General features: G+C 53.2%; 23 protein-coding genes and 1 pseudogene. 18 read left to right on the top strand and 6 right to left on the bottom strand.

What is annotated here, in order from left to right:
• Nucleotides 1-140: 140 nt before the first annotated feature.
• From iolG2 to iolH, 4 genes and pseudogenes are all read left to right on the top strand, one after another.
• Complete coding sequence (iolG2, locus tag J4728_RS10115) at nucleotides 141-1163, top strand: D-chiro-inositol-2-dehydrogenase IolG2 (RefSeq protein ID WP_024149458.1); 1023 nt, start codon at nucleotides 141-143, stop codon at nucleotides 1161-1163.
• Between the two features lie 72 nt (nucleotides 1164-1235).
• Complete coding sequence (locus tag J4728_RS10110) at nucleotides 1236-2462, top strand: MFS transporter (protein WP_208211697.1); 1227 nt, start codon at nucleotides 1236-1238, stop codon at nucleotides 2460-2462.
• A gap of 160 nt (nucleotides 2463-2622) precedes the next feature.
• Complete coding sequence (gene iolI2 / locus J4728_RS10105; protein WP_001019386.1) at nucleotides 2623-3438, top strand: 2-keto-myo-inositol isomerase IolI2; 816 nt, start codon at nucleotides 2623-2625, stop codon at nucleotides 3436-3438.
• Nucleotides 3439-3490: 52 nt separating this feature from the next.
• Nucleotides 3491-4375, top strand: a pseudogene (gene iolH / locus J4728_RS10100) (sugar phosphate isomerase/epimerase IolH).
• A gap of 55 nt (nucleotides 4376-4430) precedes the next feature.
• Here iolH and yjgA read toward each other — a convergent pair.
• On the bottom strand, nucleotides 4431-4982 hold the full coding sequence (gene yjgA, locus J4728_RS10095) for a ribosome biogenesis factor YjgA (protein WP_000166287.1): 552 nt from the start codon (nucleotides 4980-4982) through the stop codon (nucleotides 4431-4433).
• A gap of 95 nt (nucleotides 4983-5077) precedes the next feature.
• Here yjgA and pmbA point away from each other — a divergent pair, with 95 nt between their 5' ends.
• From pmbA to J4728_RS10030, 13 genes are all read left to right on the top strand, one after another.
• Nucleotides 5078-6430, top strand: a complete 1353-nt coding sequence (gene pmbA, locus J4728_RS10090; protein WP_000852994.1) for a metalloprotease PmbA — start codon at nucleotides 5078-5080, stop codon at nucleotides 6428-6430.
• A gap of 98 nt (nucleotides 6431-6528) precedes the next feature.
• Complete coding sequence (cybC, locus tag J4728_RS10085; protein ID WP_001232231.1) at nucleotides 6529-6915, top strand: cytochrome b562; 387 nt, start codon at nucleotides 6529-6531, stop codon at nucleotides 6913-6915.
• A 277-nt stretch (nucleotides 6916-7192) separates the two neighbouring features.
• Nucleotides 7193-7531 (top strand): glycine dehydrogenase, encoded by a 339-nt coding sequence (locus tag J4728_RS10080; RefSeq protein WP_001255104.1) that lies wholly within the window; start codon nucleotides 7193-7195, stop codon nucleotides 7529-7531.
• A 10-nt stretch (nucleotides 7532-7541) separates the two neighbouring features.
• A complete protein-coding gene (locus tag J4728_RS10075; protein WP_000435389.1) occupies nucleotides 7542-7904 on the top strand; it encodes an SFCGS family glycine-rich protein in 363 nt (120 codons plus the stop codon).
• On the top strand, nucleotides 7904-8206 hold the full coding sequence (locus tag J4728_RS10070; RefSeq protein ID WP_000975187.1) for a DUF4312 family protein: 303 nt from the start codon (nucleotides 7904-7906) through the stop codon (nucleotides 8204-8206). Before J4728_RS10075 ends, J4728_RS10070 begins: the two co-directional genes overlap by 1 nt.
• Before the next feature lie 22 nt (nucleotides 8207-8228).
• Nucleotides 8229-9005 (top strand): DUF4311 domain-containing protein, encoded by a 777-nt coding sequence (locus tag J4728_RS10065; RefSeq protein WP_000478578.1) that lies wholly within the window; start codon nucleotides 8229-8231, stop codon nucleotides 9003-9005.
• Between the two features lie 11 nt (nucleotides 9006-9016).
• Complete coding sequence (locus tag J4728_RS10060; RefSeq protein ID WP_000392127.1) at nucleotides 9017-9661, top strand: DUF4310 family protein; 645 nt, start codon at nucleotides 9017-9019, stop codon at nucleotides 9659-9661.
• A gap of 58 nt (nucleotides 9662-9719) precedes the next feature.
• Complete coding sequence (locus J4728_RS10055; RefSeq protein ID WP_208211696.1) at nucleotides 9720-10853, top strand: amidohydrolase/deacetylase family metallohydrolase; 1134 nt, start codon at nucleotides 9720-9722, stop codon at nucleotides 10851-10853.
• Nucleotides 10837-11955, top strand: a complete 1119-nt coding sequence (locus tag J4728_RS10050; protein WP_001139171.1) for a DgaE family pyridoxal phosphate-dependent ammonia lyase — start codon at nucleotides 10837-10839, stop codon at nucleotides 11953-11955. Before J4728_RS10055 ends, J4728_RS10050 begins: the two co-directional genes overlap by 17 nt.
• The gene (gene dagF, locus J4728_RS10045; protein WP_064047084.1) at nucleotides 11952-12692 is read left to right on the top strand and encodes a 2-dehydro-3-deoxy-phosphogluconate aldolase; all 741 of its coding nucleotides are present in this window, start codon (nucleotides 11952-11954) and stop codon (nucleotides 12690-12692) included. Before J4728_RS10050 ends, dagF begins: the two co-directional genes overlap by 4 nt.
• A gap of 16 nt (nucleotides 12693-12708) precedes the next feature.
• Nucleotides 12709-14622, top strand: a complete 1914-nt coding sequence (locus J4728_RS10040) for a BglG family transcription antiterminator (RefSeq protein ID WP_208211695.1) — start codon at nucleotides 12709-12711, stop codon at nucleotides 14620-14622.
• 77 nt (nucleotides 14623-14699) lie between these two features.
• Complete coding sequence (locus tag J4728_RS10035) at nucleotides 14700-14942, top strand: type II toxin-antitoxin system RelB/DinJ family antitoxin (RefSeq protein ID WP_000212724.1); 243 nt, start codon at nucleotides 14700-14702, stop codon at nucleotides 14940-14942.
• Entirely contained in the window at nucleotides 14932-15216 is a 285-nt protein-coding gene (locus J4728_RS10030) for a type II toxin-antitoxin system RelE family toxin (protein ID WP_000220578.1), read from the top strand. The genes J4728_RS10035 and J4728_RS10030 overlap by 11 nt, the downstream gene beginning before the upstream one ends.
• 3 nt (nucleotides 15217-15219) lie before the next feature.
• Here the strand turns inward: J4728_RS10030 and nrdG are convergent, their stop codons facing one another.
• The 5 genes from nrdG to treR all read right to left on the bottom strand — a co-directional run bounded on the left by nrdG (nucleotide 15220) and on the right by treR (nucleotide 22653).
• A complete protein-coding gene (gene nrdG, locus J4728_RS10025) occupies nucleotides 15220-15684 on the bottom strand; it encodes an anaerobic ribonucleoside-triphosphate reductase-activating protein (protein ID WP_001009174.1) in 465 nt (154 codons plus the stop codon).
• A 216-nt stretch (nucleotides 15685-15900) separates the two neighbouring features.
• On the bottom strand, nucleotides 15901-18039 hold the full coding sequence (gene nrdD / locus J4728_RS10020; RefSeq protein WP_208211694.1) for an anaerobic ribonucleoside-triphosphate reductase: 2139 nt from the start codon (nucleotides 18037-18039) through the stop codon (nucleotides 15901-15903).
• A 408-nt stretch (nucleotides 18040-18447) separates the two neighbouring features.
• Nucleotides 18448-20100: an alpha,alpha-phosphotrehalase gene (treC, locus tag J4728_RS10015; protein ID WP_208211693.1), complete on the bottom strand. Its 1653-nt coding sequence runs from the start codon at nucleotides 20098-20100 to the stop codon at nucleotides 18448-18450.
• Between the two features lie 49 nt (nucleotides 20101-20149).
• The gene (gene treB, locus J4728_RS10010; protein WP_000048817.1) at nucleotides 20150-21568 is read right to left on the bottom strand and encodes a PTS trehalose transporter subunit IIBC; all 1419 of its coding nucleotides are present in this window, start codon (nucleotides 21566-21568) and stop codon (nucleotides 20150-20152) included.
• 137 nt (nucleotides 21569-21705) lie between these two features.
• Nucleotides 21706-22653 carry a trehalose operon repressor TreR gene (treR, locus tag J4728_RS10005; protein ID WP_001181297.1) on the bottom strand — a complete coding sequence of 316 codons (948 nt, stop codon included), beginning with the start codon at nucleotides 22651-22653 and terminating at the stop codon, nucleotides 21706-21708.
• 144 nt (nucleotides 22654-22797) lie between these two features.
• Here treR and mgtL point away from each other — a divergent pair, with 144 nt between their 5' ends.
• Nucleotides 22798-22896 carry a mgtA regulatory leader peptide MgtL gene (gene mgtL / locus J4728_RS24295; RefSeq protein ID WP_105789234.1) on the top strand — a complete coding sequence of 33 codons (99 nt, stop codon included), beginning with the start codon at nucleotides 22798-22800 and terminating at the stop codon, nucleotides 22894-22896.
• Nucleotides 22897-23011 lie beyond the last annotated feature (115 nt).

Here is a 23011-nt window from a genome sequence, read left to right as displayed (position 1 = left end):
TTCTGCAACCTGAACGATACAGCGTCAACGCATTGTTTGCTTTTCAGAACGGCAAAATAAAACGATCCGTTTTTCGCAGAATTACGGGTGCTTTTCTTTTGCGGTTTTAAATTTACTATTCATGAGATTAAGAGGTACGAATGAAAAAGCTTCGATGTGGTGTTATTGGCCTCGGTCGGGTAGGTAAAATGCATGTTGAGAATATGTATTTACTGCCTCAATTAGATATTATCTGCGCCGCCGATTATTTTATTGAGGAGATGAGCGATTGGCTTTATTCGGTAAATATAACTTCAGGGTATAAAAATTATCAGGAACTTTTACAGCGTGATGATATAGAGGCAGTTTTTATTTTCACCTCAACGGATATGCACGAAGAGATCGTCACGGCGGCAGCGCAGGCGGGGAAGCACATTTTTTGTGAAAAACCGCTCAGCATGAATGAAGATGAGCAGGCCTCAATGGCGGTGCTGAGAAAAGTGAAAGAGAAGGGGGTGACGTTGCAGGTTGCCTTTAACCGCCGTTTTGATCCTCAGTTTCACGAGGTCTTTGAGCTGGTGCGCAGCGGCAAGATTGGTCGGCCCCAGATGATAAAAATCACCTCCCGCGATCCGGACCTGCTACCCCATGAACTGATCAAACGTATTGGCGGTCTGATTTTTGACTTCACCATGCATGACTTTGATATGGCTCGTTTTATGATGCAGGATGAAGTCAGCGAAGTCTATGTTAAGGGCAATACGCTGATTGATCCCAGCCTGAAAAATATTGATGATGTTGATACGCTTGCGGTGATGCTGACTTTCAGAAACGGCGGCTACGCGCTCATTGATAACAGCCGTCGGGCGGTATATGGCTATGACCAACGGGTGGAGGTTTTTGGCTCAGAAGGGATGGCGTATGCGGATAACGTTAGTGAATCGACGGTGAAAGTTTTCAACAGCCAGCACTGCATAATGAAAAATCCCCTTCCTGATTTCACGGTCCGTTATCGCGAAGCTTACCGAACGGAAATATTACACTTTATTGATTCAGTCCTGCATCATACGCCGGTTGTCTGTACCGGCGAAGACGCATTATTGGCCCAGCGTATCGCTATTGCCGCGCAGCAATCATTAAAAAGCGGGCTGCCGGTGAAAATAACAAGCGATATTTATCTTTAACTGCATCTGTTAATAATGAAGAAACTCTCGCACTGAAAAGTGTGAGAGCTTTTCTATACCGAGGGTAATAAAATGAAAGAAATGCAGGCAACGCTGCCCCAGACATTTTATATAAAACCAGGTAAGTTTATCTGGAGCTACCTGGGAACATTTTTATTTATGTTGGGCGGCTGTATTGAGAACAGCTGGTTATCTGCTTGGTTAAATACGCAGGGATTTGATCAGGCGCATATCGGGCAGATTTTTGCCGGATATGGGATTGTGGTCGCGATCACCTCCTGGCTATCCGGCGTCTGTGTGGACGTTTTTGGTCCTAAAAAGGTGATGGTTACCGGTTTTATCGTCTATCTTCTGGCTTCCGTCGCGTTTCTGAACTTTGCGCTACCCAGCCATGATTTTGGCGCCATTCTCGTGACCTATATGCTGCGTGGCGTGGGGTATCCGCTGGTCTGTTACTCCTTCCTGGTACGCCTGACCATCCAGTTGGATAATCACCAGCAAGGGATCGGCACCTCGCTGTTTTGGGTGGTCTATAACCTTGGTTTTACTATCATTGGGCCGGTGGTGGCGGCGTCGTTAATTCCTGCGTTGGGGCATATCAACGTGATGTGGGCCGGGATGGGCGTTGCGCTGCTGGGGGTTCTCTTCATGCTGGTGCTGGAACGCAATGAATTCATTCTGAAACCGCGAACGACGCCGGTCTTCAAAGAGTTATCTGCGGGTATCTCCATTATGTATGAACGGCCACGGATCGGTCTGGCGGTGATTGTCAAAACTATTAACGGTCTTGGCACCTATGGTTTTGTTGTCGTATTACCTCTGTTTCTGCTGGATAAGCACTTTACGCTTGAGGAATGGGCGAGTATTTGGGGGATTACCTTTATCTCTAACCAGGTCTTCAACATTATCTTTGGCTGGATGGGCGATAAAATTGGTTTTCGCCGAACCATCCAGACTTTTGGCAGCATCCTGACTGGTGTCGCTACGCTGATTGTTTACTGGGTGCCGATGATATGGGGGCATAACTATGTCGCCTTTATGCTGGCGATGTGTTTGTGGGGAGCCGGGCTGGCTGGCTTTGTGCCAATGACGCCGCTGGTGCCGATGATGGCGCCGGATAAGAAGGGGGCGGCGAACTCGGCCGTGAACTTTGGCTCCGGCCTGGGGAATTTCGTTGGGCCAGCGCTGGTCTCCGTTCTGGCAGGGTTCGGCACCGGCGTGGTGATGTATACTATGGCGGGGCTCTATTTATTCAGCGGCATCCTGGTGCAGTTTCTTAAAGTGCCTGGCGAGAAATAGCTTCAAATATTCTTCAAAAATCCCTTATAGCCTGTGATGTTCATCACTAAATTAAACCGGTTTTTATCAAGATTGATAAAGCCGGTTTTTTCACCCTACGTTAAATTGTACTAACGGATTACGGTTATTTACCCACTCATATACGTTCAGGGAGAAAATAATGAATATCGAAAAAACACGGTTTTGTATTAACCGGAAAATTGCACCGGGTCTAAGCATAGAAGCATTCTTTCGACTGGTTAAACGTCTTGAGTTTAATAAAGTGGAATTGCGTAATGATATGCCAAGCGGCAGCGTTACTGATGACTTGAATTATAATCAGGTGCGTAACCTGGCAGAAAAGTATGGACTTGAAATTGTCACAATTAATGCGGTCTATCCCTTTAACCAACTGACCGAGGAGGTAGTAAAAAAAACGGAAGGATTATTACGAGACGCACAGGGAGTCGGCGCGCGGGCATTAGTTCTTTGTCCGCTGAATGATGGAACGATTGTGCCGCCGGAGGTTACGGTTGAGGCAATAAAACGACTGAGCGATCTCTTTGCCCGGTATGATATTCAGGGGCTGGTTGAACCTTTGGGATTCCGCGTAAGTTCGCTGCGTTCTGCCGTCTGGGCTCAGCAACTGATCCGGGAAGCAGGTTCCCCCTTTAAGGTTTTGCTGGATACCTTCCATCATCATCTGTACGAAGAGGCCGAAAAGGAGTTTGCGTCGCGCATTGATATTTCTGCTATCGGGCTGGTGCATTTGTCCGGTGTGGAAGACACCCGACCAACGGAAGCATTGGCTGATGAGCAGCGTATTATGCTGAGTGAAAAGGATGTAATGCAGAATTACCAGCAGGTGCAGCGTCTGGAAAATATGGGATATCGCGGTATTTACGCTTTTGAACCTTTTTCTTCCCAGTTGGCTTCCTGGAGTGAGGCGGAAATAGAGGAACAAATTAATCGCAGCGTGTCATTGCTGCTGCAATGATACAGCTAATTTCCAGGTGACCGTTTTCAGTTTCCGCAGCGTGGTATTTACAATGAAAATTGCTTTTGATGTCGATGTTATTAAACATTTACCCATTACCCAAATGGTACGGCAGGTTTCCGAGTGGGGGTATAAATATATTGAGCAGTCGCCGCACCCGCGTATTAATCCGTTTTATAAACACCCTAAAGCTGGTCGCGATACCATGCAGGAATATAAACGCGCCTTGCAGAACTACGGTGTGGAAATCTCGTCATTTATTGTGGTTTATCGTTGGTCCGGCCCCGATGAAGAGCGTCGGCGCGCCGCGGTAACCAACTGGAAGCGGATGATTGAGATTGCCGTTGATATGGGCGTACAGGTGATTAATACCGAGCTTTCCGGGACGCCGGATGAGCCGGAGATTTGTGAAGAGATGTGGTATCGCTCCATGGAGGAACTGCTGCCGATCGTGGAACGAGAGGGAATTCGAATCGAAATTCAGTCTCACCCCTGGGATTTCTGCGAACTGAACGATGAGACGGTCGACATGGTGCAGTCTTTGCGTAGTGATAACGTGACCTATCTGTACAGCGCACCGCATGGCTTCTTTTACGATAAAGGGCAGGGCGACGTCGCAAGGATGCTGAACTATGCCGGGGCCGATCTTTCGCATGTTCTGCTGGCCGATACGCACAACCACACGCTTCCCTGCCGCTATATCATGAACCCGCCTGGCGTGAATGCGACGATTCATCAGCACATCGGGCTGGGAGAAGGTGAGGTTGATTTTGACGCGCTATTCTAGGCGCTGCGTGAAATGGATTTTGCAAACCGCACGTTTAAGGTGGGCGGTGAGGCAATTATCACCACGTCGCTGTTTGGTTATCCTGAAAAAATGAGTGTTCAGGCGGTGGAAACGCGCGAGCGGATCGAGCGGGAGTTACTCGGACGTTAAAAAAGGGTGGATTTGCCTGTACCGCGCCACAGGCTGGCGCGGTCATTTACGGCAATTACCCTTCGTTTTCCGCCAGCTCGCGCAGATACTGGAAAATCTGACGCGCTGATTTCGGCGGTTTGTTGCCTTCTTTCTCTTTCTTCGCATTGCGGATCAATGAACGAAGCTGTTGACGATCGGCGTGCGGCCACAGGGTCAGTACTTCGGCTACCGCGTCATCGCCTTCGACGATCAGACGATCGCGCAGATGCTCAAGCTTGTGAAACAGCACCACCTGCTGATTATGGCGGTTCTTCAGCTTGTCCAGCGCCTGGCGAATAGGTTCAACGTCGCGTTGGCGCAGCATTTTTCCGATAAGCTGCAACTGGCGGCGGCGTCCTTCCATTTTGATACGCTGGGCCAGTTCAATGGCGTCGCGCAGATCGGCGTCCAGCGGGATCTTATCCAGCGCGTTTTTCCCCAGATCCACCAGTTCCGCGCCCAGGCGTTTTAATTCCTCGGCATCGCGTTTAATTTCACTTTTACTGACCCAGATAATTTCATCGTCTTCGTCTTCGATGTCATCACCGGGAACGTCGTCGAGCCAGTCTTCGGGCTGCTTTGTCATGTCAGGCTCCTTAAAAAAAGAGGCTAATGTTACCAGTTAAGATGCGCACTGAAAAACGGTTCTCTGTTAGACTTCAGAGAAACTCTCTCTACATTATGGCATTTGCAATGAAAGTAATCTCACAAGTTGAAGCGCAGCGTAAGATTCTGGAAGAAGCAGTTTCGACAGCGCTGGAGTTAGCCTCAGGCAAATCGGATGGGGCGGAAGTCGCCGTCAGCAAGACCACCGGCATTAGCGTCAGCACCCGTTATGGTGAAGTAGAGAATGTCGAATTTAATAGCGACGGCGCGCTGGGCATTACGGTGTATCACCAGAACCGCAAAGGCAGCGCCTCTTCGACGGATTTAAGTCCGCAGGCGATTGCCCGTACCGTGCAGGCCGCGCTGGATATCGCGCGTTACACGTCGCCGGACCCGTGCGCAGGCGTGGCGGACAAAGAACTGCTGGCGTTTGACGCGCCGGATCTGGACTTGTTCCACCCGGCAGAGGTTACGCCAGACGAAGCCATTGAACTGGCCGCGCGTGCGGAACAGGCTTCTCTAAAGGCGGATAAACGCATCACCAATACCGAAGGCGGTAGTTTTAACAGCCATTACGGCATTAAAGTGTTCGGCAACAGCCACGGCATGTTGCAGGGATATTGCTCCACGCGCCATTCGCTCTCAAGCTGCGTCATCGCCGAAGAGAACGGCGATATGGAGCGTGATTACGCTTACACCATCGGTCGGGCAATGGCGGATCTGCAAGCGCCGGAATGGGTCGGGGCCGAGTGCGCGCGCCGTACCTTATCCCGCCTGTCGCCGCGCAAGCTCTCCACCATGAAAGCGCCGGTCATTTTCGCCAATGAAGTGGCGACAGGGCTATTTGGTCATCTGGTCGGGGCTATTGCGGGTGGCGCGGTATACCGTAAATCCACTTTTCTGCTCGACTCGCTGGGCAAACAAATTCTGCCGGAATGGTTAACCATCGAAGAACACCCGCATCTGCTAAAAGGGCTGGCGTCTTCGCCGTTCGACAGCGAAGGCGTGCGTACGGAGCGCCGGGACATTGTGAAGGATGGCGTACTGACGCAATGGTTGCTGACCAACTATTCCGCCCGCAAACTGGGGCTGAAAAGTACCGGTCATGCCGGCGGCATTCATAACTGGCGTATCGCCGGGCAGGGGCTGAACTTTGAGCAGTTACTGAAAGAGATGGGCACCGGCCTGGTGGTGACGGAACTGATGGGCCAGGGCGTCAGCGGTATTACCGGCGACTACTCCCGCGGCGCTGCGGGATTCTGGGTTGAAAATGGTGAAATCCAGTACCCGGTAAGTGAAATTACCATTGCCGGTAATTTAAAAGAGATGTGGCGTAATATTGTCACCGTAGGTGATGATATTGAAACGCGCAGTAATATACAGTGTGGTTCGGTATTGTTACCGGAGATGAAAATCGCCGGACAATAATACCCGTCATACTTCAGGCTGCAGGCGCGTTGGCTGCCTGCGACCCGAATTATTCAGGGTATTACACTTATCGTTAATAATAAAAAAGGAAGTGAGCAATGCGTAAAAGCCTGTTAGCTATTCTTGCTGTGTCATCGCTGGTATTCGGTTCGGCTGTTTTTGCTGCCGATCTTGAAGATAATATGGATATTCTCAATGATAATCTGAAAGTTGTTGAGAAAACGGATAGTGCCCCTGAACTGAAAGCGGCATTAACCAAAATGCGCGCGGCCGCGCTGGATGCTCAAAAAGCTACGCCGCCAAAGCTGGAAGATAAAGCGCCGGATAGCCCGGAAATGAAGGATTTTCGTCACGGTTTTGACATTCTGGTCGGCCAAATTGATGGCGCGCTGAAGCTGGCGAACGAAGGTAACGTTAAAGAAGCGAAAGCGGCGGCGGAAGCGCTAAAAACCACCCGCAATACGTATCATAAGAAGTATCGTTAATTTTTGTGGGATGGCGGCTTCGCTTTATCCGCAGGTCGCCATCCGGCAAACTGTAATACCCATCACACTTTCTCACTTTATACGACAACGTCATTGTTTCGCCATTTCCTCTTTATGCCGCGATAGATCTCACACTTTCCCGGCATTAATTCATTAATGCCGCCTTTTCTGTGGCGCAGATCACCTATCCCACTCGCGTTTCCACTTCGAGGTGGAAAATAACTCGCTACAAACTTTTAACCCTTACCGCTAGTTTTATCTCATTGCCATTAACGGGGTGAGACGCGTGGATAACGGAGCAGTAAAACACGATGCTGGTGAGCGAATTAACGAACTGGCTGAACAGGTGTTAACGCAGGTGGATAGCCTGCTGGGGCGGCATCACATTGTCCCCAATGCGGTACAGACGCAAATGCTGACCTCGCACGTTCGCGCGATGGCGCACCGGTCAATTACCGGCGAGCCTTTACCGGAAGTCGATGCCAGCTTGTTTGATGAAATCTCAGCCGAATCAATGGCGCTCGCCCGCGAAATCGTGGCGGCGTTTGGCAACCTTCCTGACGAAGAAGCCTGGCTATTATCGGTACATTTTGAAGTCGCGAAAGACAACCTCTAAGGAGCAAAAAATGGAACAGATTACCGTCGTGATTGGCGATCGCCTGGGTAAAGGCCAGAAAGTAGCGGCAGGCGTGGAAAAAGCGGGCGGTCGCGCGGTCGTCGTACCGGGCGTCGCGGCAGACATGAAGCTGGGCGATGTGATGAAAGCGGAAAACGCCACCTTCGGCATTTCATTTTGCGGCAGCGGCGGCGCGGGCGCTATCACCGCGCAAAACAAGCATGGCTACAAAGCCAAATATGGAATGCGGTCAGTGGATGAAGGCGTCACCGCTATCAATGAAGGCTGCAACGTGTTGGGTTTCGGCTTTATGGATAAAGAAGAGCTCGGCGAGCGCCTGGTGCAGGCGTGGCAAAAGAAATACGGCGCCTGATGATGAAAGAGCAATTCACCACCACGGTGAGAGTAAAAGGCAAGGGCGACGCCAAAGCACGCGCCTTTGCCGATGCGCTGAACCATGTTCAGTCGGCGGTGATGAGAGAGTCGCCGTATATCTTACTGCGTATTGAGCCACAGGATGTGCGGATTGTTCAGGCGCATGAGTCGGTGCGTAAAGAGGCCTTTCTGTTTTTCTTTTTGCGCCGGGAACGACGCACTTACAGCGTGGAGCTGGATGTGACCGTCAACGTGACCGCCATCAATCTCGACAGGGTGGATTTCGTCGCGAAACGCTGATTTTTATTAAAAAGGCATAGTTATGTTCCTGATAATACTAATTAAATCGCTCATTATCGGTGCGCTGGTCGGCGTAGGGGTGGGCGCTGGGGCTGCACGCATGTTTCACGCGCCAACCACGCAGGGGATGGGCGCGTTCCGTACGTTGGGCGAACTCAACTCTTGTGAAGGCGACCCGGCATCTCACTTCTCCTTTGGGCTGGGTTTCTTCTTTAACGCCTGGGCCTCGTCTGTGGCGGCCGGATCGTTCACCCAGGATGTCGATCACCGCATCATCCCTAACTGGGGCGCGGCGGCGCTAATGATCAAAAACCGTAACGTCGGCGAGACGCTGCACGACCCGAAAAAAATGGCGATCGCCTGCGCCGTCATCGGCATGATCGTCGTGACGTTCCTTAACCTGACCGCCTCATCCGTGCCAGAAGCGCTACAGGTGACGGCGGTTAAGGTGCTGGTACCGGCGGCAAACCTGCTGGTCAACATCGTCATGCCTGTGATCTTCTGGTTAGCGGCGATCGACGCTGGTAAAAAATCGGGCTTCTGGGCCACCGTTTTCGGCGGCGCGGCGCAGCTCATCATGGGGAACGCCGTACCGGGGCTGGTACTGGGTATTTTGATCGGTAAAGGCGTAGAAGAGAGCGGCTGGAACCATGTCACCAAAGTGATGATGGTCGCCATCGTTTTGCTGTTTGTGTTGAGCGGCTTCTTCCGCGGCTTCGACATGAAAATGATCGAGTCTTTCAACATGACGGTACCGAACTGGCTTGAACTGATCCACAACTCGCTCAGCGGCAAATAACGGAGGCCACAATGGAAGAGAATAAAGGTTTTTGGTATGCCGACTGGTCGTTCCCGATCTTTGTTGGCCTGCTCTCCTCCGGCGTTTTCGCCGGGACGCATATGTACTATCTGTACGGCATCGGCGCATTTAACGAAGTCGCTTTTGTGGCGATGTTGAAAGCGGGGATGGATACCGGCGTCTACGGCGCGGTCGCCGCTTTCGGCGCCAGCTTTTTATTTGCCCGCATTATCGAAGGTTCGCTGGTCGGAATTCTGGATATCGGCGGGGCAATTCAGACTGGCGTGGGCTTAGGGGTTCCGGCGTTACTGCTGGGGGCTGGCTTTGTCTTCCCGGTGGCGAACTTTATCGCTTCGCTGATAACCGGTCTGGTGATTGGCCTGGCGATTGGCTACATCATTATTCTGGCGCGTAAGTTCACCATCAATCAGAGCGACTCCACGTACGGAGCGGACGTCATGATGGGGGCCGGTAACACTTCAGGTCGTTTTCTGGGGCCGTTGATTATCCTCAGCGCCATGACGGCATCGATTCCCATTGGTCTGGGCTCTCTGGTGGGCGCGCTGCTGTTTTATATCTGGCAGAAGCCGATTACCGGCGGCGCGATTTTAGGCGCGATGATCCTCGGTTCCATCTTCCCGATTGCGATTAGCTAACTGTTGATTTGTAGGCCGGATAAGGCGGTTGCGCCGCCATCCGGCAAAGGAGAGAACGATGTTTGATTTACTCCTGCGCCATGCGCGTCTGGTCGATGACACGCTGACTAATATTGCCCTGCAAGATGGCAAAATCGCGGCGTTGGGTGACGTTGATGGTCCGGCGCTGAAAACCATTGACCTGCGCGGCGAGTGTTACGTTAGTGCGGGTTGGATTGATTCTCACGTTCACTGCTACCCGACATCACCGATTTATCACGACGAACCGGACAGCGTGGGTATTGCCACTGGCGTTACCACAGTGGTGGATGCCGGGAGCACTGGCGCAGACGACATTGATGATTTCTATGCTCTGACGCGTCAGGCGACCACCGACGTTTATGCGCTGCTGAATGTTTCACGCGTTGGGCTTATTGCCCAAAACGAGCTGGCTAACATGGCCAATATTGACGCCGATGCGGTCCGGCAGGCGGTAAAACGCCACCCGGATTTTATCGTCGGCCTCAAGGCGCGGATGAGCAGCAGCGTGGTAGGCGTTAACGGCATCACGCCGCTGGAACGCGCTAAAGCCATGCAGCAAGAAAACGGCAACCTGCCACTGATGGTACATATTGGCAATAACCCACCGGATCTGGACGAAATCGCGGAGCGTCTGACGGCGGGCGATATCATTACCCACTGTTACAACGGTAAGCCGAACCGTATCCTGACGCCGGAAGGCGAGCTGCGCGCCTCGGTGACACGAGCGCTGGCGCGCGGCGTGCGTCTGGACGTTGGACATGGTACCGCCAGCCTGAGCTTTGCAGTGGCGAAACGCGCTATTAGCCTGGGGATTTTACCGCATACCATCAGTTCCGATATCTACTGCCGTAACCGCATCAATGGCCCGGTGCATTCGCTGGCTAATGTGATGTCGAAATTCCTCGCCATCGGCATGTCGCTGCCGCAGGTCATTGCGTGCGTGACGGCCAATGCCGCCGATAGCCTGAATCTGAAAACCAAAGGGCGTCTTCAGCCTGGTCTGGATGCCGACCTGACCCTCTTTATGCTTAAACGCCAGCCCACCGTGTTGGTAGACGCGGAAAACGACAGCTTACAGGCTGAAGAATTGCTGACGCCGCTTGCCGCGATACGCGCAGGCAAGGGCTATATGACCGAACAAGGGAGCGCGGAACATGCCTTCGATTTTTGAGAAGTATCAATTAAAACAGGTGATTAACGCCTCCGGACGTATGACGGCGCTCGGCGTCTCTACGCCGCGCCCGGAAGTGATAGACGCGGCGATGGCCGGAATGAATCAGTATTTCGAGATGAAAGATCTGGTGAATAAAACCGGCGAGTACATTGCGAAATTGCTGGAGGTGGAAGGGGCGACGGTAGTCTCCTGCGCCAGTGCGGGTCTTGCCCAGTCGGTTGCCGCGGTACTGGTTCAGGACAGCGACTGGCTGCTGGAAAACCTGCACGTTACACCGATTGAAAATAACGAAATCGTCCTGCCAAAGGGCCACAACGTCAACTTTGGCGCGCCGGTGGGAACGATGGTGGCGCTGGGCGGCGGCAAACTGGTGGAAGCCGGTTACGCCAACGAATGTTCCGCCGCGCAGTTGGCGGCGGCCATTACGCCGCGCACGGCGGCTATTCTGTATATCAAATCTCACCACTGCGTGCAGAAAAGTATGCTCAGCGTGGAGCAGGCTGCGGTGGTGGCGCGCACGCATAATCTCCCGCTGATTGTGGACGCGGCGGCGGAAGAAGATTTGCAGTGCTACTACCACGTGGGCGCAGATCTCGTTATCTATAGCGGCGCAAAAGCGATTGAAGGGCCGACCAGCGGGCTGGTGATTGGCAAAACGCAGTATGTTGAGTGGGTAAAACGTCAGTCAGCGGGCATTGGCCGGGCGATGAAGGTGGGCAAGGAGGGAATTGTTGGCCTGACCTGCGCCATTGAACTCTACCTGCGGGCGCAAAAAGAGAGCGGCGCGGAGATGGTAGAAAAAATGGCGCCCTTTATCGACACGTTGAACACGTTTAACGGCGTCAGCGCCCGCGTAGTGTGGGACAGCGCCGGACGCGATATCGCGCGCACGGAAATTAAGTTTGATGAAGCCGTTACCGGCATCGCCACAGGCGAACTGGTCGACGCGCTGAAGCAAGGGGAATACGCGATTTACTTTCGCGGATACAAAGCCAACGAAGGGATTATTGAAGCGGATGTCCGCAGCGTCGATCGCGCGCAGTTAGCGATTGTGGCGCGTCGTATTGGCGAGGTGATTAATCAGGAGAAACAAGCATGAAACTGACCCCTAACTTTTACCGCGATCGCGTTTGCCTGAACGTACTGGCCGGTTCGAAAGATAACGCCCGGGAAATCTACGCGGCGGCGGAAGGTCATGTGCTGGTTGGCGTGCTCTCCAAAAACTATCCGGATGTGGCAAGCGCAGTCGCGGATATGCGTGAATATGCGGCGCTTATCGACAATGCGCTCTCCGTCGGACTGGGGGCAGGCGATCCTAACCAGTCGGCGATGGTGAGCGAAATCTCGCGTCAGGTACAGCCGCAGCATGTCAACCAGGTGTTTACCGGCGTAGGGGCCAGCCGGGCGCTGCTGGGGCAAAACGAGACGGTGGTGAACGGTCTTGTCTCGCCGACCGGCACGCCGGGGCTGGTGAAAATTTCCACCGGCCCGCTAAGCAGCCGCGCGCCGGACGGCATCGTACCCATAGAAACGGCGATTGCGCTACTCAAAGACATGGGCGGCAGCTCCATTAAATACTTTCCGATGGGAGGGCTCACCTGTCGCGACGAGTATAAAGCGGTGGCTGAGGCCTGCGCCCGTCATGATTTCTGGCTGGAACCGACGGGCGGCATCGATCTGGAAAACTTCGCCGAGATTCTGCACATCGCCCTTGATGCAGGTGTAAGCAAAATCATTCCTCACATTTATAGTTCGATTATTGATAAGGTGAGCGGCAACACTCGTGCGGACGATGTGCGTCAGTTACTTGCTATCGTCCGGTCGCGTGTCGGCTAATCATGAGGAGAGATACGTGCGATTCCCCAACCAACGTTTAGCGCAGCTATTTGCGATGCTGCAAAACGAGACGCTGCCGCAGGACGAACTGGCGCAGCGGTTGTCGGTCTCCACGCGTACCGTTCGGGCGGATATCGCCGCGCTGAACATGTTGCTGACGCCGCATGGCGCGCAATTTACTCTCAGCCGCGGCAACGGGTATCAGCTCAAAATTGATGATCCGGCACGTTATCAATCCCTGCAAACGCAGCAATCTCCCACGCTGGCGCGCGGTCCGCGCACCAGCCAGGAGCGGATACACTATTTGCTGGCGCGTTTTTTAACCTCCGCCTTCTCGCTGAAGCTGGAGGATTTAGCAGATGAATGGTTTGTCAGCCGTGCGACGTTGCAGAACGATATGGCGGACGTACGCGAGCATTTGCTGCGTTATCATCTGACGCTGGAAACGCGTCCGCGTCATGGCATGAAATTGTTTGGCGGAGAGATGGCGATTCGCGCCTGTCTGACCGACCTTTTATGGACGCTGGCGCAGCAGGAGCCCTCCCATCCGTTAATCGTTAGTACCACGCTGAACACCGAGGTGTCTCAACGGCTGCAGTCTCTTTTGCCGGATATTTTCTCTCATTGTCAAATCCGCCTGACCGATGAGGGCGAGCTGTTTCTGCGTTTGTACTGCGCGGTGGCGGTACGGCGTATTCGCGAGGGGTATCCGTTATCGGAATGCGTGGCAGAGGAGGTCGATGAAAAAGTGCGCCATGCGGCGCATGAGATTGCGGAGCTACTACAACAGCTTGCCGACAAGCCGCTGTCGGAGCCGGAAGTAAGCTGGCTGAAGGTGCATATTACCGCCCGCCAGGTACAGGAGATTGCCCCCAGCGCCATTAATGCCGATGATGAAGAGGCGCTGGTGCGCTATATCCTCAATTTTATTAATACCCAGTACAACTATAACCTGTTGAATGATAAGCAGCTTCACGCGGACTTGCTGACCCACATCAAAACGATGATCACCCGCGTGCGCTACCAGATCATGATCCCCAACCCACTACTGGAAAATATTAAGCAGCACTATCCGATGGCGTGGGATATGACGTTGGCGGCGATATCGAGTTGGGGGAAATACACGCCGTATACCATTAGCGAAAACGAAATCGGTTTTCTGGTGCTGCATATTGGCGTTGGGCTGGAACGTAGTTACAACATTGGCTACCAGCGGCAGCCACAGGTACTGCTGGTGTGCGATGCTGGTAATGCGATGGTGCGGATGATTGAAGCGGTACTGGCGCGGAAATACCCGCAGATTGAGATTGCCCGCACTCTGACGCTACGCGACTATGAGGCGCGGGACAGTATTGTGGAGGATTTTGTGATTTCCACAGCGCGGATCGGCGAAAAAGATAAGCCGGTCATCATGATCGCGCCCTTTCCTACCGACTATCAATTGGAGCAGATCGGTAAGCTGGTGCTGGTGGACAGAACCCGTCCGTGGATGCTGGATAAATATTTCGATGCCTCGCATTTTCGCATTGTGGAAGGGGAAATAGATCAACAGACGCTGTTTAAAACGCTGTGCGATCAGTTGCATGAGGAAGGCTTTGTTGATGCGGCGTTTCTCGATTCGGTTATTGAACGTGAAGCTATCGTCAGTACGTTATTAGGCGACGGGATTGCCTTGCCACACGCGCTGGGGCTGCTGGCGAAGAAAACGGTGGTTTATACGGTGCTCGCGCCACAGGGGATTGCCTGGGGTGATGAAACGGCGCACGTTATTTTTTTACTCGCCATCAGCAAAAGTGAATATGAAGAGGCGATGGCCATCTACGATATTTTCGTCACTTTCCTGCGCGAACGCGCCATGACGCGCCTCTGCGCATGTCAGAATTTTACGCAATTTAAAACGGTCGCGATGGAGTGCGTGAGTCGTTTTTGAGAGGCGTTATCCAGAATTCGATGTAATGCGAATGTAATGCTAAACTGCATTACACATTCGATTCTCCTGGAGGCATAATGGCCACGCTGAACGTCCGTCTGGATGACAAACTCAAAAATGAGGCTTATGCCGTGCTGGAAAAACTGAACATTACTCCAACGGAAGCCGTGCGATTACTGTTCCAGTACGTCGCGGAAACGGGGCGCATGCCAGTGAAAACCGTCACTCTTAGCGACAGTGAAGATGCACTGATTCAGACAGTTCGGGAGAGGCTGTCTAGTCCGCAAAAGGGAATCAAGGTTAGTCTGGATGACTTATGAACTGGAATTCGACCCGAGGGCCTTAAAAGAGTGGCATAAGCTGGGCGATACGGTGAAGGCTCAGCTTAAGAAAAAGTTGGCTGATGTGCTATTGAACCCCAGAATCGACTCTGCCCGTTTAAACGGTCTTCCTGACTGCTATAAAATTAAGCTTAAATCGTCCGGTTATCGTCTGGTGTACCAGGTTCGGGATGACGTTGTGATTGTGTTTGTTGTTGCGGTCGGCAAGCGAGAACATTCAGCCGTCTATCACGATGCAAACAAACGGCTTTAGCGATCAACGCAAATGATGCACTACCTGGTTGCTGCTACCGCGCCAGATAAGCGCCGGGTCTTTCAGATCCTGCACAAATTTGCCATCGACCAGCACGTTGATGAGATTGACCACCTGCATCTGTGCGGCGTTGAGTTCATCGAGCTTGTAGCCGGTCCACACCCAGATATCTTTCCCCGGGCACTCCGCGTGGATGCGTTGTACCAGTGCCAGTATATCCGGTACGTTTTGCGGATGCAGCGGATCGCCGCCCGACAGCGAGATCCCCTGACGGTGAATGCGCGTGTCGTTCAGATCGGCAATGATCTTATCTTCCATCTCTTTGGTAAACGGCTGGCCGGAATTGAGCCGCCAGGTGCTTTTGTTATAGCAGCCAGGGCATTCGTGCACGCACCCTGACACAAACAGGGTGCAGCGGGTGCCGGGGCCGTTAACGATGTCTACGGGGTAGTATTGGTGAAAGTTCATGTTTCCTCGTTGCATTTGGCGCTGTAGCGGCGTTGGCCGCTCTCACTTACCCAGGTCACTTACTTATGTAAGCTCCCTGGGATTCGTTCGTTTGCCGCCTTGCTACAACACCAACTGCTTAGAGGAAACTCATGAAATTGGAACTATAGCCAGCGGTTGTAGGCCGGATAAGGTGTTTACACCGCCATCCGGCATTTACGCATTGCAAACGGAGGATTAACCTATCTGCCCGTTGCCTAAATGCTTCACGCGGCGCTTCACTTCTTCCTGCTTACCGGCGTTAAACGGGCGTGCGTCCGGGCTGCCTAAATAACCGCACACGCGGCGGGTGACCGAGACGCGCGCGGCATCGTGGTTGCCGCATTTCGGGCAGGTGAAACCTTTACTGGTACATTCGAACTCCCCGGTAAAGCCGCACTCGTAGCATTCATCGATCGGCGTGTTGGTGCCGTAATACGGTACATGCTGATAGCTGTAATCCCAGACATCTTCCAGCGCTTTCAGGTTGTGCTGAATGTTCGGGTATTCGCCGTAGCAAATGAAACCCCCGTTCGCCAGCGGCGGATACGGCGCTTCGAAATCGATTTTGTCGTACGGGTTGACCTTCTTCTCCACGTCGAGGTGGAAGCTGTTGGTGTAGTAACCTTTATCGGTTACGCCCGGCACCACGCCGAACTCGGCGGTATCCAGACGGCAGAAGCGGTCACAGAGGTTTTCACTTGGCGTGCTGTACAGGCTAAAGCCGTAGCCGGTCTCGTTTTTCCACTGATCCACGGCCTGGCGCAGACGCTCCACAACCGCGATGCCTTTAGCGCGAAGTTGCTCGCTGTCGTACAGGTGTTCGCCGCCGAACAGCGCGTTAATGGTTTCATGGATACCAATGTAGCCCAGAGAGATGGACGCACGACCATTTTTAAAGATTTCAGACACGTCGTCGTCCGCTTTCAGCCGCACGCCGCAGGCGCCTTCCATATACAGGATAGGCGCGACGCGGGCTTTCACGCCTTCAAGGCGGGCGATACGGGTCATCAGCGCCTTCCGCGCCAGCGCCAGACGTTCATCCAGCAGTTTCCAGAATGCGGTTTCGTCGCCTTTTGCTTCCAGCGCGATGCGCGGCAGGTTAAGGCTAATCACGCCCAGGTTGTTACGCCCGTCGTGGAGCTGCTCGCCGTTTTCGTTCTCCCACACGCCGAGGAAGCTGCGGCAGCCCATTGGCGTTTTGAACGAACCGGTGACTTTGACCACCTGATCGTAGTTGAGGATGTCCGGATACATGCGCTTGCTCGCGCACTCCAGCGCCAGTTGTTTAATGTCGTAGTTCGGATCGCCAAACTTGTGGTTCAAACCATCGCGGATAGCGAAGACCAGTTTCGGGAACACGGCGGTTTTGCGATTTTTACCCAGACCGGCGATACGGTTACGCAAAATAGACGCCTGGATCAGACGCGACTCCCAACTGGTGCCGAGGCCAAAACCAAAGGTCACGAAAGGCGTCTGGCCGTTAGCGGTGTGCAGCGTGTTAACTTCGTATTCCAGCGACTGGAAGGCGTCGTAGCACTCTTTTTCGGTGCGAGAACGCGCATACCCTTCGGCATCCGGGATCTGCCACTCATCGGCGGTTTTGCGGTGCTTGTTGTAGCTTTCGGTGACAAACGGCGCCAGCACTTCGTCGATACGGTTAATGGTGGTGCCGCCATAAATATGGCTGGCGACCTGAGCGATAATCTGCGCGGTAACGGCAGTGGCGGTAGAGATTGATTTCGGCGGTTCGATCTCGGCGTTACCCATCTTAAAGCCCTGGGTCAACATGCCTTTCAGGTCGATCAACATACAGTTGAACATCGGGAAGAACGGCGAATAGTCGAGATCGTGATAGTGGATATCGCCGCGCTCATGCGCTTGTACTACGTCACGCGGCAACAGGTGCTGGCGGGCATAGTGTTTGGCGACAATCCCGGCCAGCAAATCGCGCTGGGTGGGAATGACTTTACTGTCTTTGTTGGCGTTTTCATTGAGCAACGCGGAGTTAGTTTGCTCTACCAGGCCGCGAATTTCCTGGTTCAGACGACCACGCTTTTCACGCTGAATGTCGCGATCGTGACGGTATTCGATGTAGGCGCGGGCAAGCTGTTTGTACGGGCCGGACATCAGTTGGTTTTCAACCGCAGTTTGGATCTCGTTAATATCCACCTGACTGCGTGCGTTCATTTGGCTGCTAACGACTTCTGCGACGGTGGCACAGTAATCTGCGTCATCGACTCCCGCTGCTTTAGCTGCACGTAGAATGGCTTCCTTAATGCGCTCTGATTTGAATGGCACTTTACAGCCATCTCGTTTCATCACATGCGGTGTCATGATCACTCCATATTTGTAAGAACAGGTTATCCACAGAGGCCGGGGAAGCCATAACAGGTTTATTCATCTCTTTTCCAACGACTTCCCGCAATCCTGACCCAGGTTATCCACAATTCACCTTGTGTCGAGTGAACGGATGTTGTAGCAATTGTAGTCAATTAATACAACATATTGGGTCGGCGTGCATTTTAAAGTCTATATGTAGTGATTTGCATCAAGGATGTTTGCAATTTTATTGATGTAGAACAAGGTAAAAATCAGAGCGTACAGATGGCGGGCGCTGTAGCGTTTGTAAAAGATAGCAAGAAAAATCTGATTAATTATTCAACAAAAACAGACAGTAACCTGGAGCAACGCCACAGCCCGTGTCAATAGGTTTGTGGCGTTTATCCGTATAAGGACGTCGCGTTAGCGTTGTAACCACCAGATGGCTTCAAATGGGCGGAGCGTCATCGCGGCTGGCTGGCTGGTGACCTCGCCATAATTGTGCAGTAGCGCCTGCCACTGTCCTTTGATATGCGGTGGATGCCACTCCTGACACTGGTTACTCAGATTGGCGACAACCAGCAGGATTTGCCCCTGCCACTGGCGGCGATAACACCATACTGATGGGCTATCCGGGAGGAGATCCTGATAATCGCCCCAGATCAGTACAGGCTGGGTTTTACGTAGCGCAATCAGCTTTTGATAGGTGTAAAACACCGAGTTTTCATCGCGTAATGCCGCCGCGACATTAACCTCCGTATAGTTATCGCACAGGCTTATCCACGGCTCGCCCTGGGTGAAACCGGCGTTTTTACCGTTGTCCCACTGCATCGGCGTGCGGCTGTTGTCGCGGGATTTACTGGCCAGGATAGCCAGTAGTTCGTCGGGGTCGCGTCCGGCGGCGCGTAGCGCGGCAAACATGTTATGGCTTTCCACGTCGCGATAATCGGTGATGCGGGTAAAGTGTGGGTTGGTCATGCCGATTTCTTCGCCCTGATAGATATAAGGCGTCCCTTGCATACCGTGCAGCGCCATCGCCAACATTTTCGCGGCTGGAATCCGGTATTCCCCCTCGTCGCCAAAGCGGGAAACGATGCGCGGCTGATCGTGATTACACCAGAATAACGCGTTCCAGGCGACGTTATGCATCCCCTGTTGCCAGTGGCGGAACAACGCTTTCAGCGCCACATAATCAGGTTTTGCCAGCGTCCACTTTTCGCCATTGGGGTAATCCACCTTCAGATGATGAAAATTGAAGGTCATCGAGAGTTCGTCGCCGCTAAGCGCGGCATATTGCTGGCAGTTTTCCAGCGTGGTAGAGGACATTTCGCCTACCGTCATCAGATTACGCGGCGTAAAAACGTCACGGTTCATTTCGCGTAAAAACGTATGCGCGCGCGGTCCGTCGGTATAAAAGCGGCGTCCGTCGCCCGTCGGATCGTCAGGAAAATCCTGATCTTTGGCGATCAGGTTCACCACGTCCAGACGCAGGCCATCCACGCCGCGATCGGCCCAGAATTCGCAGACCTTTTTCAGCTCGGCGCGCACGGCGGGGTTTTCCCAGTTCAGGTCGGCCTGTTCAGGCGCGAAAAGGTGTAAATAATATTGTTCGCTCTGGCTATGCCAGCGCCAGGCGCTGCCGCCAAATTTGGATTGCCAGTTATTCGGGCAGACATCCGGCGTGCCATCGCGCCAGATATAAAACTGACGGTATGGACTCTCTTTGTTCAGCGCTTCGCGAAACCAGGCGTGCTGGGTAGAAGTATGGTTAAACACCATATCCAGGATGATACGAATACCGCGTGCTTTCGCCTGCGCGACCAGCTCGTCAAAATCATCCAGCGTGCCGTAGGTCGGGTCGATAGCCGTATAATTTGCGACGTCATAACCGTTATCCACCTGCGGCGAGATATAAAACGGCGTGAGCCAGATGGCATCTACGCCGAGTCGCTGTAGATAGTCAAGGCGCTGCGTGACGCCGCGTAAATCGCCGGTGCCGCTGCCGGTCGTGTCCTGAAAACTTTTCGGGTAGATCTGATAAATAACGCCGTTTTGCCACCAGAGGGGAATAGTCATTGTTGTTTCCTGCAAGTGCGTCGGGACGCAGCTGCGCCCCGAAGAAGAATTAGACAATTTGTAATGTGCCCTGACGATGCTTACGCTGATAGATAAAGGTGGTCAGAATCACCGGGATAACGATCGCGATAACCATCGCCATGCCGTACACCTGCCAGTAGCGCGGCGGTATAGACAGGATGCCCGGCAGGCCGCCCACGCCGATACCGTTGGCGATGACGCCGTTCAGACCGCAGAGCAGTCCCGCCAGACCAGAGCCGATCATCGCGCACAGCATCGGAAAACGATACTTCAGGTTGATACCGTACATCGCCGGTTCGGTTACCCCAAGGTAAGCGGAAATGGCGGCAGGAACGGAGATCTCGCGTTCATTGTGTTTACGGCTGGAGATGATGATGCCCACCACGGCGGAGGCCTGCGCGATATTCGACAGCGCAATCAGCGGCCAGACTGGCGTACCGCCCATGCTCTGGATCATCTGCATATCGATAGCGAGCGTTGTCTGGTGGACGCCGGTAATGACCAACGGGGCATACAGGAAGCCGAACAGCGCCGCGCCTATCGGGGCGAAACTGCCGGTCATCAGATAACGTACCGCAAAGGCCACGCCGTCGCCGATCATACGACCAAAGGGGCCGATAAAGGTGTGGGCGAGAAAGACGGCCAGTATCAACGAACACACCGGGACGACGACCAGGTAGAGATAATCCGGCACGATGCGTTTCAACCGCGTTTCAATAAATCCAAGCGCCAGCCCTGCCAGTAGCGCCGGGATAACCTGCGCCTGGTAGCCCACTTTCTCAATGCTAAATAAGCCGAAGTTCCAGACGTCCGGCGTTTGCTGGCCCAGCAGATACGCATTCATCAACTGCGGCGACACCAGCGTCACGCCGAGCACGATACCAAGAATCGGCGTGCCGCCCATTTTTTTCACCGCCGACCAGCAGATCCCCACCGGCAGATAGAAAAAGATCGCTTCGCCGATCAACCATAAAAAATCATAAAGCGTTTTTAGCGCCGGATGCATCTGCGCCAGCGTTTGGCCGTTGCTCATCGGCACATCACCGATCACGTTACGAAAGCCTAAGATCAAACCGCCGCTGATCAACGCCGGTAGTAGCGGAAAGAAGATCTCCGCAAAGTGGGAAATTAACTGCTCATGCCACTTCATGTTCTGGCGAGCGGCTTTTTTGGCCTGCTCTTTATCAGCATACGCTTTGCCGGTGGTCTCCAGCAGCGCGTTATAGTAATCGCCAACGTCGGTGCCAATCACCACCTGAAACTGCCCGGCGTTGGTGAAACAGCCTTTAACCATCGGTAATTGTTCGATCTCTTTTGGCCTGGCGTTCGCGGGCTGGTGGAGCACAAAGCGCAGGCGAGTAATGCAGTGGCTCACCGTGGCGATGTTGTCGCGCCCGCCGACCAGGTCAATCAGCCGGTCGATATCGGCTTGTTTTACTTTGCTCATCGTAAAGCCTCATGGCAGAGGAGGTATGTTATGGGTTGGCGCAAGAGTATCTCTTCAACGTTGGTTTAAAAATGGGAACGTTCCCGAAACGCAGCGACGATCACAAATTACTCGTGGTATTTCGTTTAATCAGTCACTCAGGCGAGGGTAGAAGGAATGACGATCCGGCGCGGATCGCAGCGGCCATTGATCTGTTCGATCAGCTGCGAAGCCGCCTGCCGTCCGGCTTCAGCATAGCCAGGATCGACAGTGACGATCTCCGGGTGCAGGAATTTTATCAGCGGCGTGTTCCCGACGCTTGCCAGTTGCAGCGTTTCAATACGTTGCTCCTGTAAATACTTGCTGGCGCCCAACGCCAGCGTATCGGTAGCGCAGACTAACGCGGTGGTATCCGGCATGATGACGCTTGCCGTATGCTCATAACCCTGCTTCATGGCAAGACCGGGCAGGGCGGCGACGGGATGAAGTTTATGTTTTTTGCAAAACGCCAGGTATGCGTCATGCCGACGTTTGCCGGTGGTAATATCGCTATGGGGAACGCCCAGAAAGCTAATGTTGCGGTGTCCTTGCTCATACAGCCGCTGCATAAGGATATGAATCGCGCCCTCGTCGTCGTAACAGACGGAGGCAAAACCTTGCGCATCTCTTGCCAGCAGCACCAGCGAGGCTTTCCAAGGGGCGATCAACTCTTCTGTGATGCCGGTAAAGCCAAACAGCACCACGCCATCAATGTTACGTCGTCTGAGCATGCCCAGATGTTCCATTACCAGCGTCGGCGAGAACTGACTTTCCATCATAATAGGGTCGTAGCCCTGTTCGTAAAACGCAGGCAGCATGGTCTGAACCGCGAGGTTTTCAGACAACGAATCAAGGCGAGTGACGATAATAGCGACCACTTTATCGCTTTGTCCTCGCATCGCGCGGGCGGAGCGGGACGGAGAGAAACCGTGTTGATTCATCACCGCTTCGACACGCTCGCGGGTACGTTCGCTTACGCCGCTTTCATTGTTAAGCACGCGGGAAACGGTTGATTTCCCTACGCCGCTCAGGCGGGCGATGTCTTTGATAGTGAGCCGGTTTTGCATCCTGTTTTCCCGTGGCGTGACGCTGATGGTGATAAAAAGAGTAACTTTACTCAAGCGAAGGGCAATGGGCAAAGTCTGGTTTATCGTTGGTTTAATTACGTAACGGTATGATACCGCCATAATTGCCACAAAACTTATGGATTTATGCGTATAATCCGCGGCGCGAATTATTTACTTACCGGAGGCGACATGGACCCTGAACCCACCCCTCTCCCGCGATGGAGAATTTTCCTTTTCCGGTAAGCCTGCCTCTGCTGTCTTACCGGTGTGTAAGACAGTGACACGATAACGTCCCTGTTTTTATTTAAACATTGCTCATCGGGCAAGGCTTTGCCGTGCCTGAAGAATTTTCTGCGCC

Origin of the sequence: Salmonella sp. 32070601201500089SM (genome assembly GCF_017573605.1) — a bacterium.
Taxonomy (GTDB): domain Bacteria; phylum Pseudomonadota; class Gammaproteobacteria; order Enterobacterales; family Enterobacteriaceae; genus Salmonella; species Salmonella enterica.
The sequence above is the reverse complement of the archived record's forward strand: the minus strand, read 5'-3'. Positions and strand labels throughout refer to the sequence as shown.

Coding starts and splice junctions, on each gene's coding strand:
- J4728_RS10035 (WP_000212724.1), top strand. CDS start 14,700: ATGGCCACGCTGAACGTCCGTCTGGATGACAAACTCAAAAATGAGGCT.
- J4728_RS10050 (WP_001139171.1), top strand. CDS start 10,837: ATGCCTTCGATTTTTGAGAAGTATCAATTAAAACAGGTGATTAACGCC.
- mgtL (WP_105789234.1), top strand. CDS start 22,798: ATGCGTATAATCCGCGGCGCGAATTATTTACTTACCGGAGGCGACATG.
- treC (WP_208211693.1), bottom strand. CDS start 20,100: ATGACTATTCCCCTCTGGTGGCAAAACGGCGTTATTTATCAGATCTAC.
- iolI2 (WP_001019386.1), top strand. CDS start 2,623: ATGAATATCGAAAAAACACGGTTTTGTATTAACCGGAAAATTGCACCG.
- cybC (WP_001232231.1), top strand. CDS start 6,529: ATGCGTAAAAGCCTGTTAGCTATTCTTGCTGTGTCATCGCTGGTATTC.
- J4728_RS10030 (WP_000220578.1), top strand. CDS start 14,932: ATGACTTATGAACTGGAATTCGACCCGAGGGCCTTAAAAGAGTGGCAT.
- treR (WP_001181297.1), bottom strand. CDS start 22,653: ATGCAAAACCGGCTCACTATCAAAGACATCGCCCGCCTGAGCGGCGTA.
- J4728_RS10070 (WP_000975187.1), top strand. CDS start 7,904: ATGATGAAAGAGCAATTCACCACCACGGTGAGAGTAAAAGGCAAGGGC.
- iolG2 (WP_024149458.1), top strand. CDS start 141: ATGAAAAAGCTTCGATGTGGTGTTATTGGCCTCGGTCGGGTAGGTAAA.
- J4728_RS10055 (WP_208211696.1), top strand. CDS start 9,720: ATGTTTGATTTACTCCTGCGCCATGCGCGTCTGGTCGATGACACGCTG.
- yjgA (WP_000166287.1), bottom strand. CDS start 4,982: ATGACAAAGCAGCCCGAAGACTGGCTCGACGACGTTCCCGGTGATGAC.
- J4728_RS10060 (WP_000392127.1), top strand. CDS start 9,017: ATGGAAGAGAATAAAGGTTTTTGGTATGCCGACTGGTCGTTCCCGATC.
- J4728_RS10075 (WP_000435389.1), top strand. CDS start 7,542: ATGGAACAGATTACCGTCGTGATTGGCGATCGCCTGGGTAAAGGCCAG.
- nrdD (WP_208211694.1), bottom strand. CDS start 18,039: ATGACACCGCATGTGATGAAACGAGATGGCTGTAAAGTGCCATTCAAA.
- nrdG (WP_001009174.1), bottom strand. CDS start 15,684: ATGAACTTTCACCAATACTACCCCGTAGACATCGTTAACGGCCCCGGC.
- J4728_RS10110 (WP_208211697.1), top strand. CDS start 1,236: ATGAAAGAAATGCAGGCAACGCTGCCCCAGACATTTTATATAAAACCA.
- treB (WP_000048817.1), bottom strand. CDS start 21,568: ATGAGCAAAGTAAAACAAGCCGATATCGACCGGCTGATTGACCTGGTC.
- pmbA (WP_000852994.1), top strand. CDS start 5,078: ATGGCATTTGCAATGAAAGTAATCTCACAAGTTGAAGCGCAGCGTAAG.
- J4728_RS10065 (WP_000478578.1), top strand. CDS start 8,229: ATGTTCCTGATAATACTAATTAAATCGCTCATTATCGGTGCGCTGGTC.
- dagF (WP_064047084.1), top strand. CDS start 11,952: ATGAAACTGACCCCTAACTTTTACCGCGATCGCGTTTGCCTGAACGTA.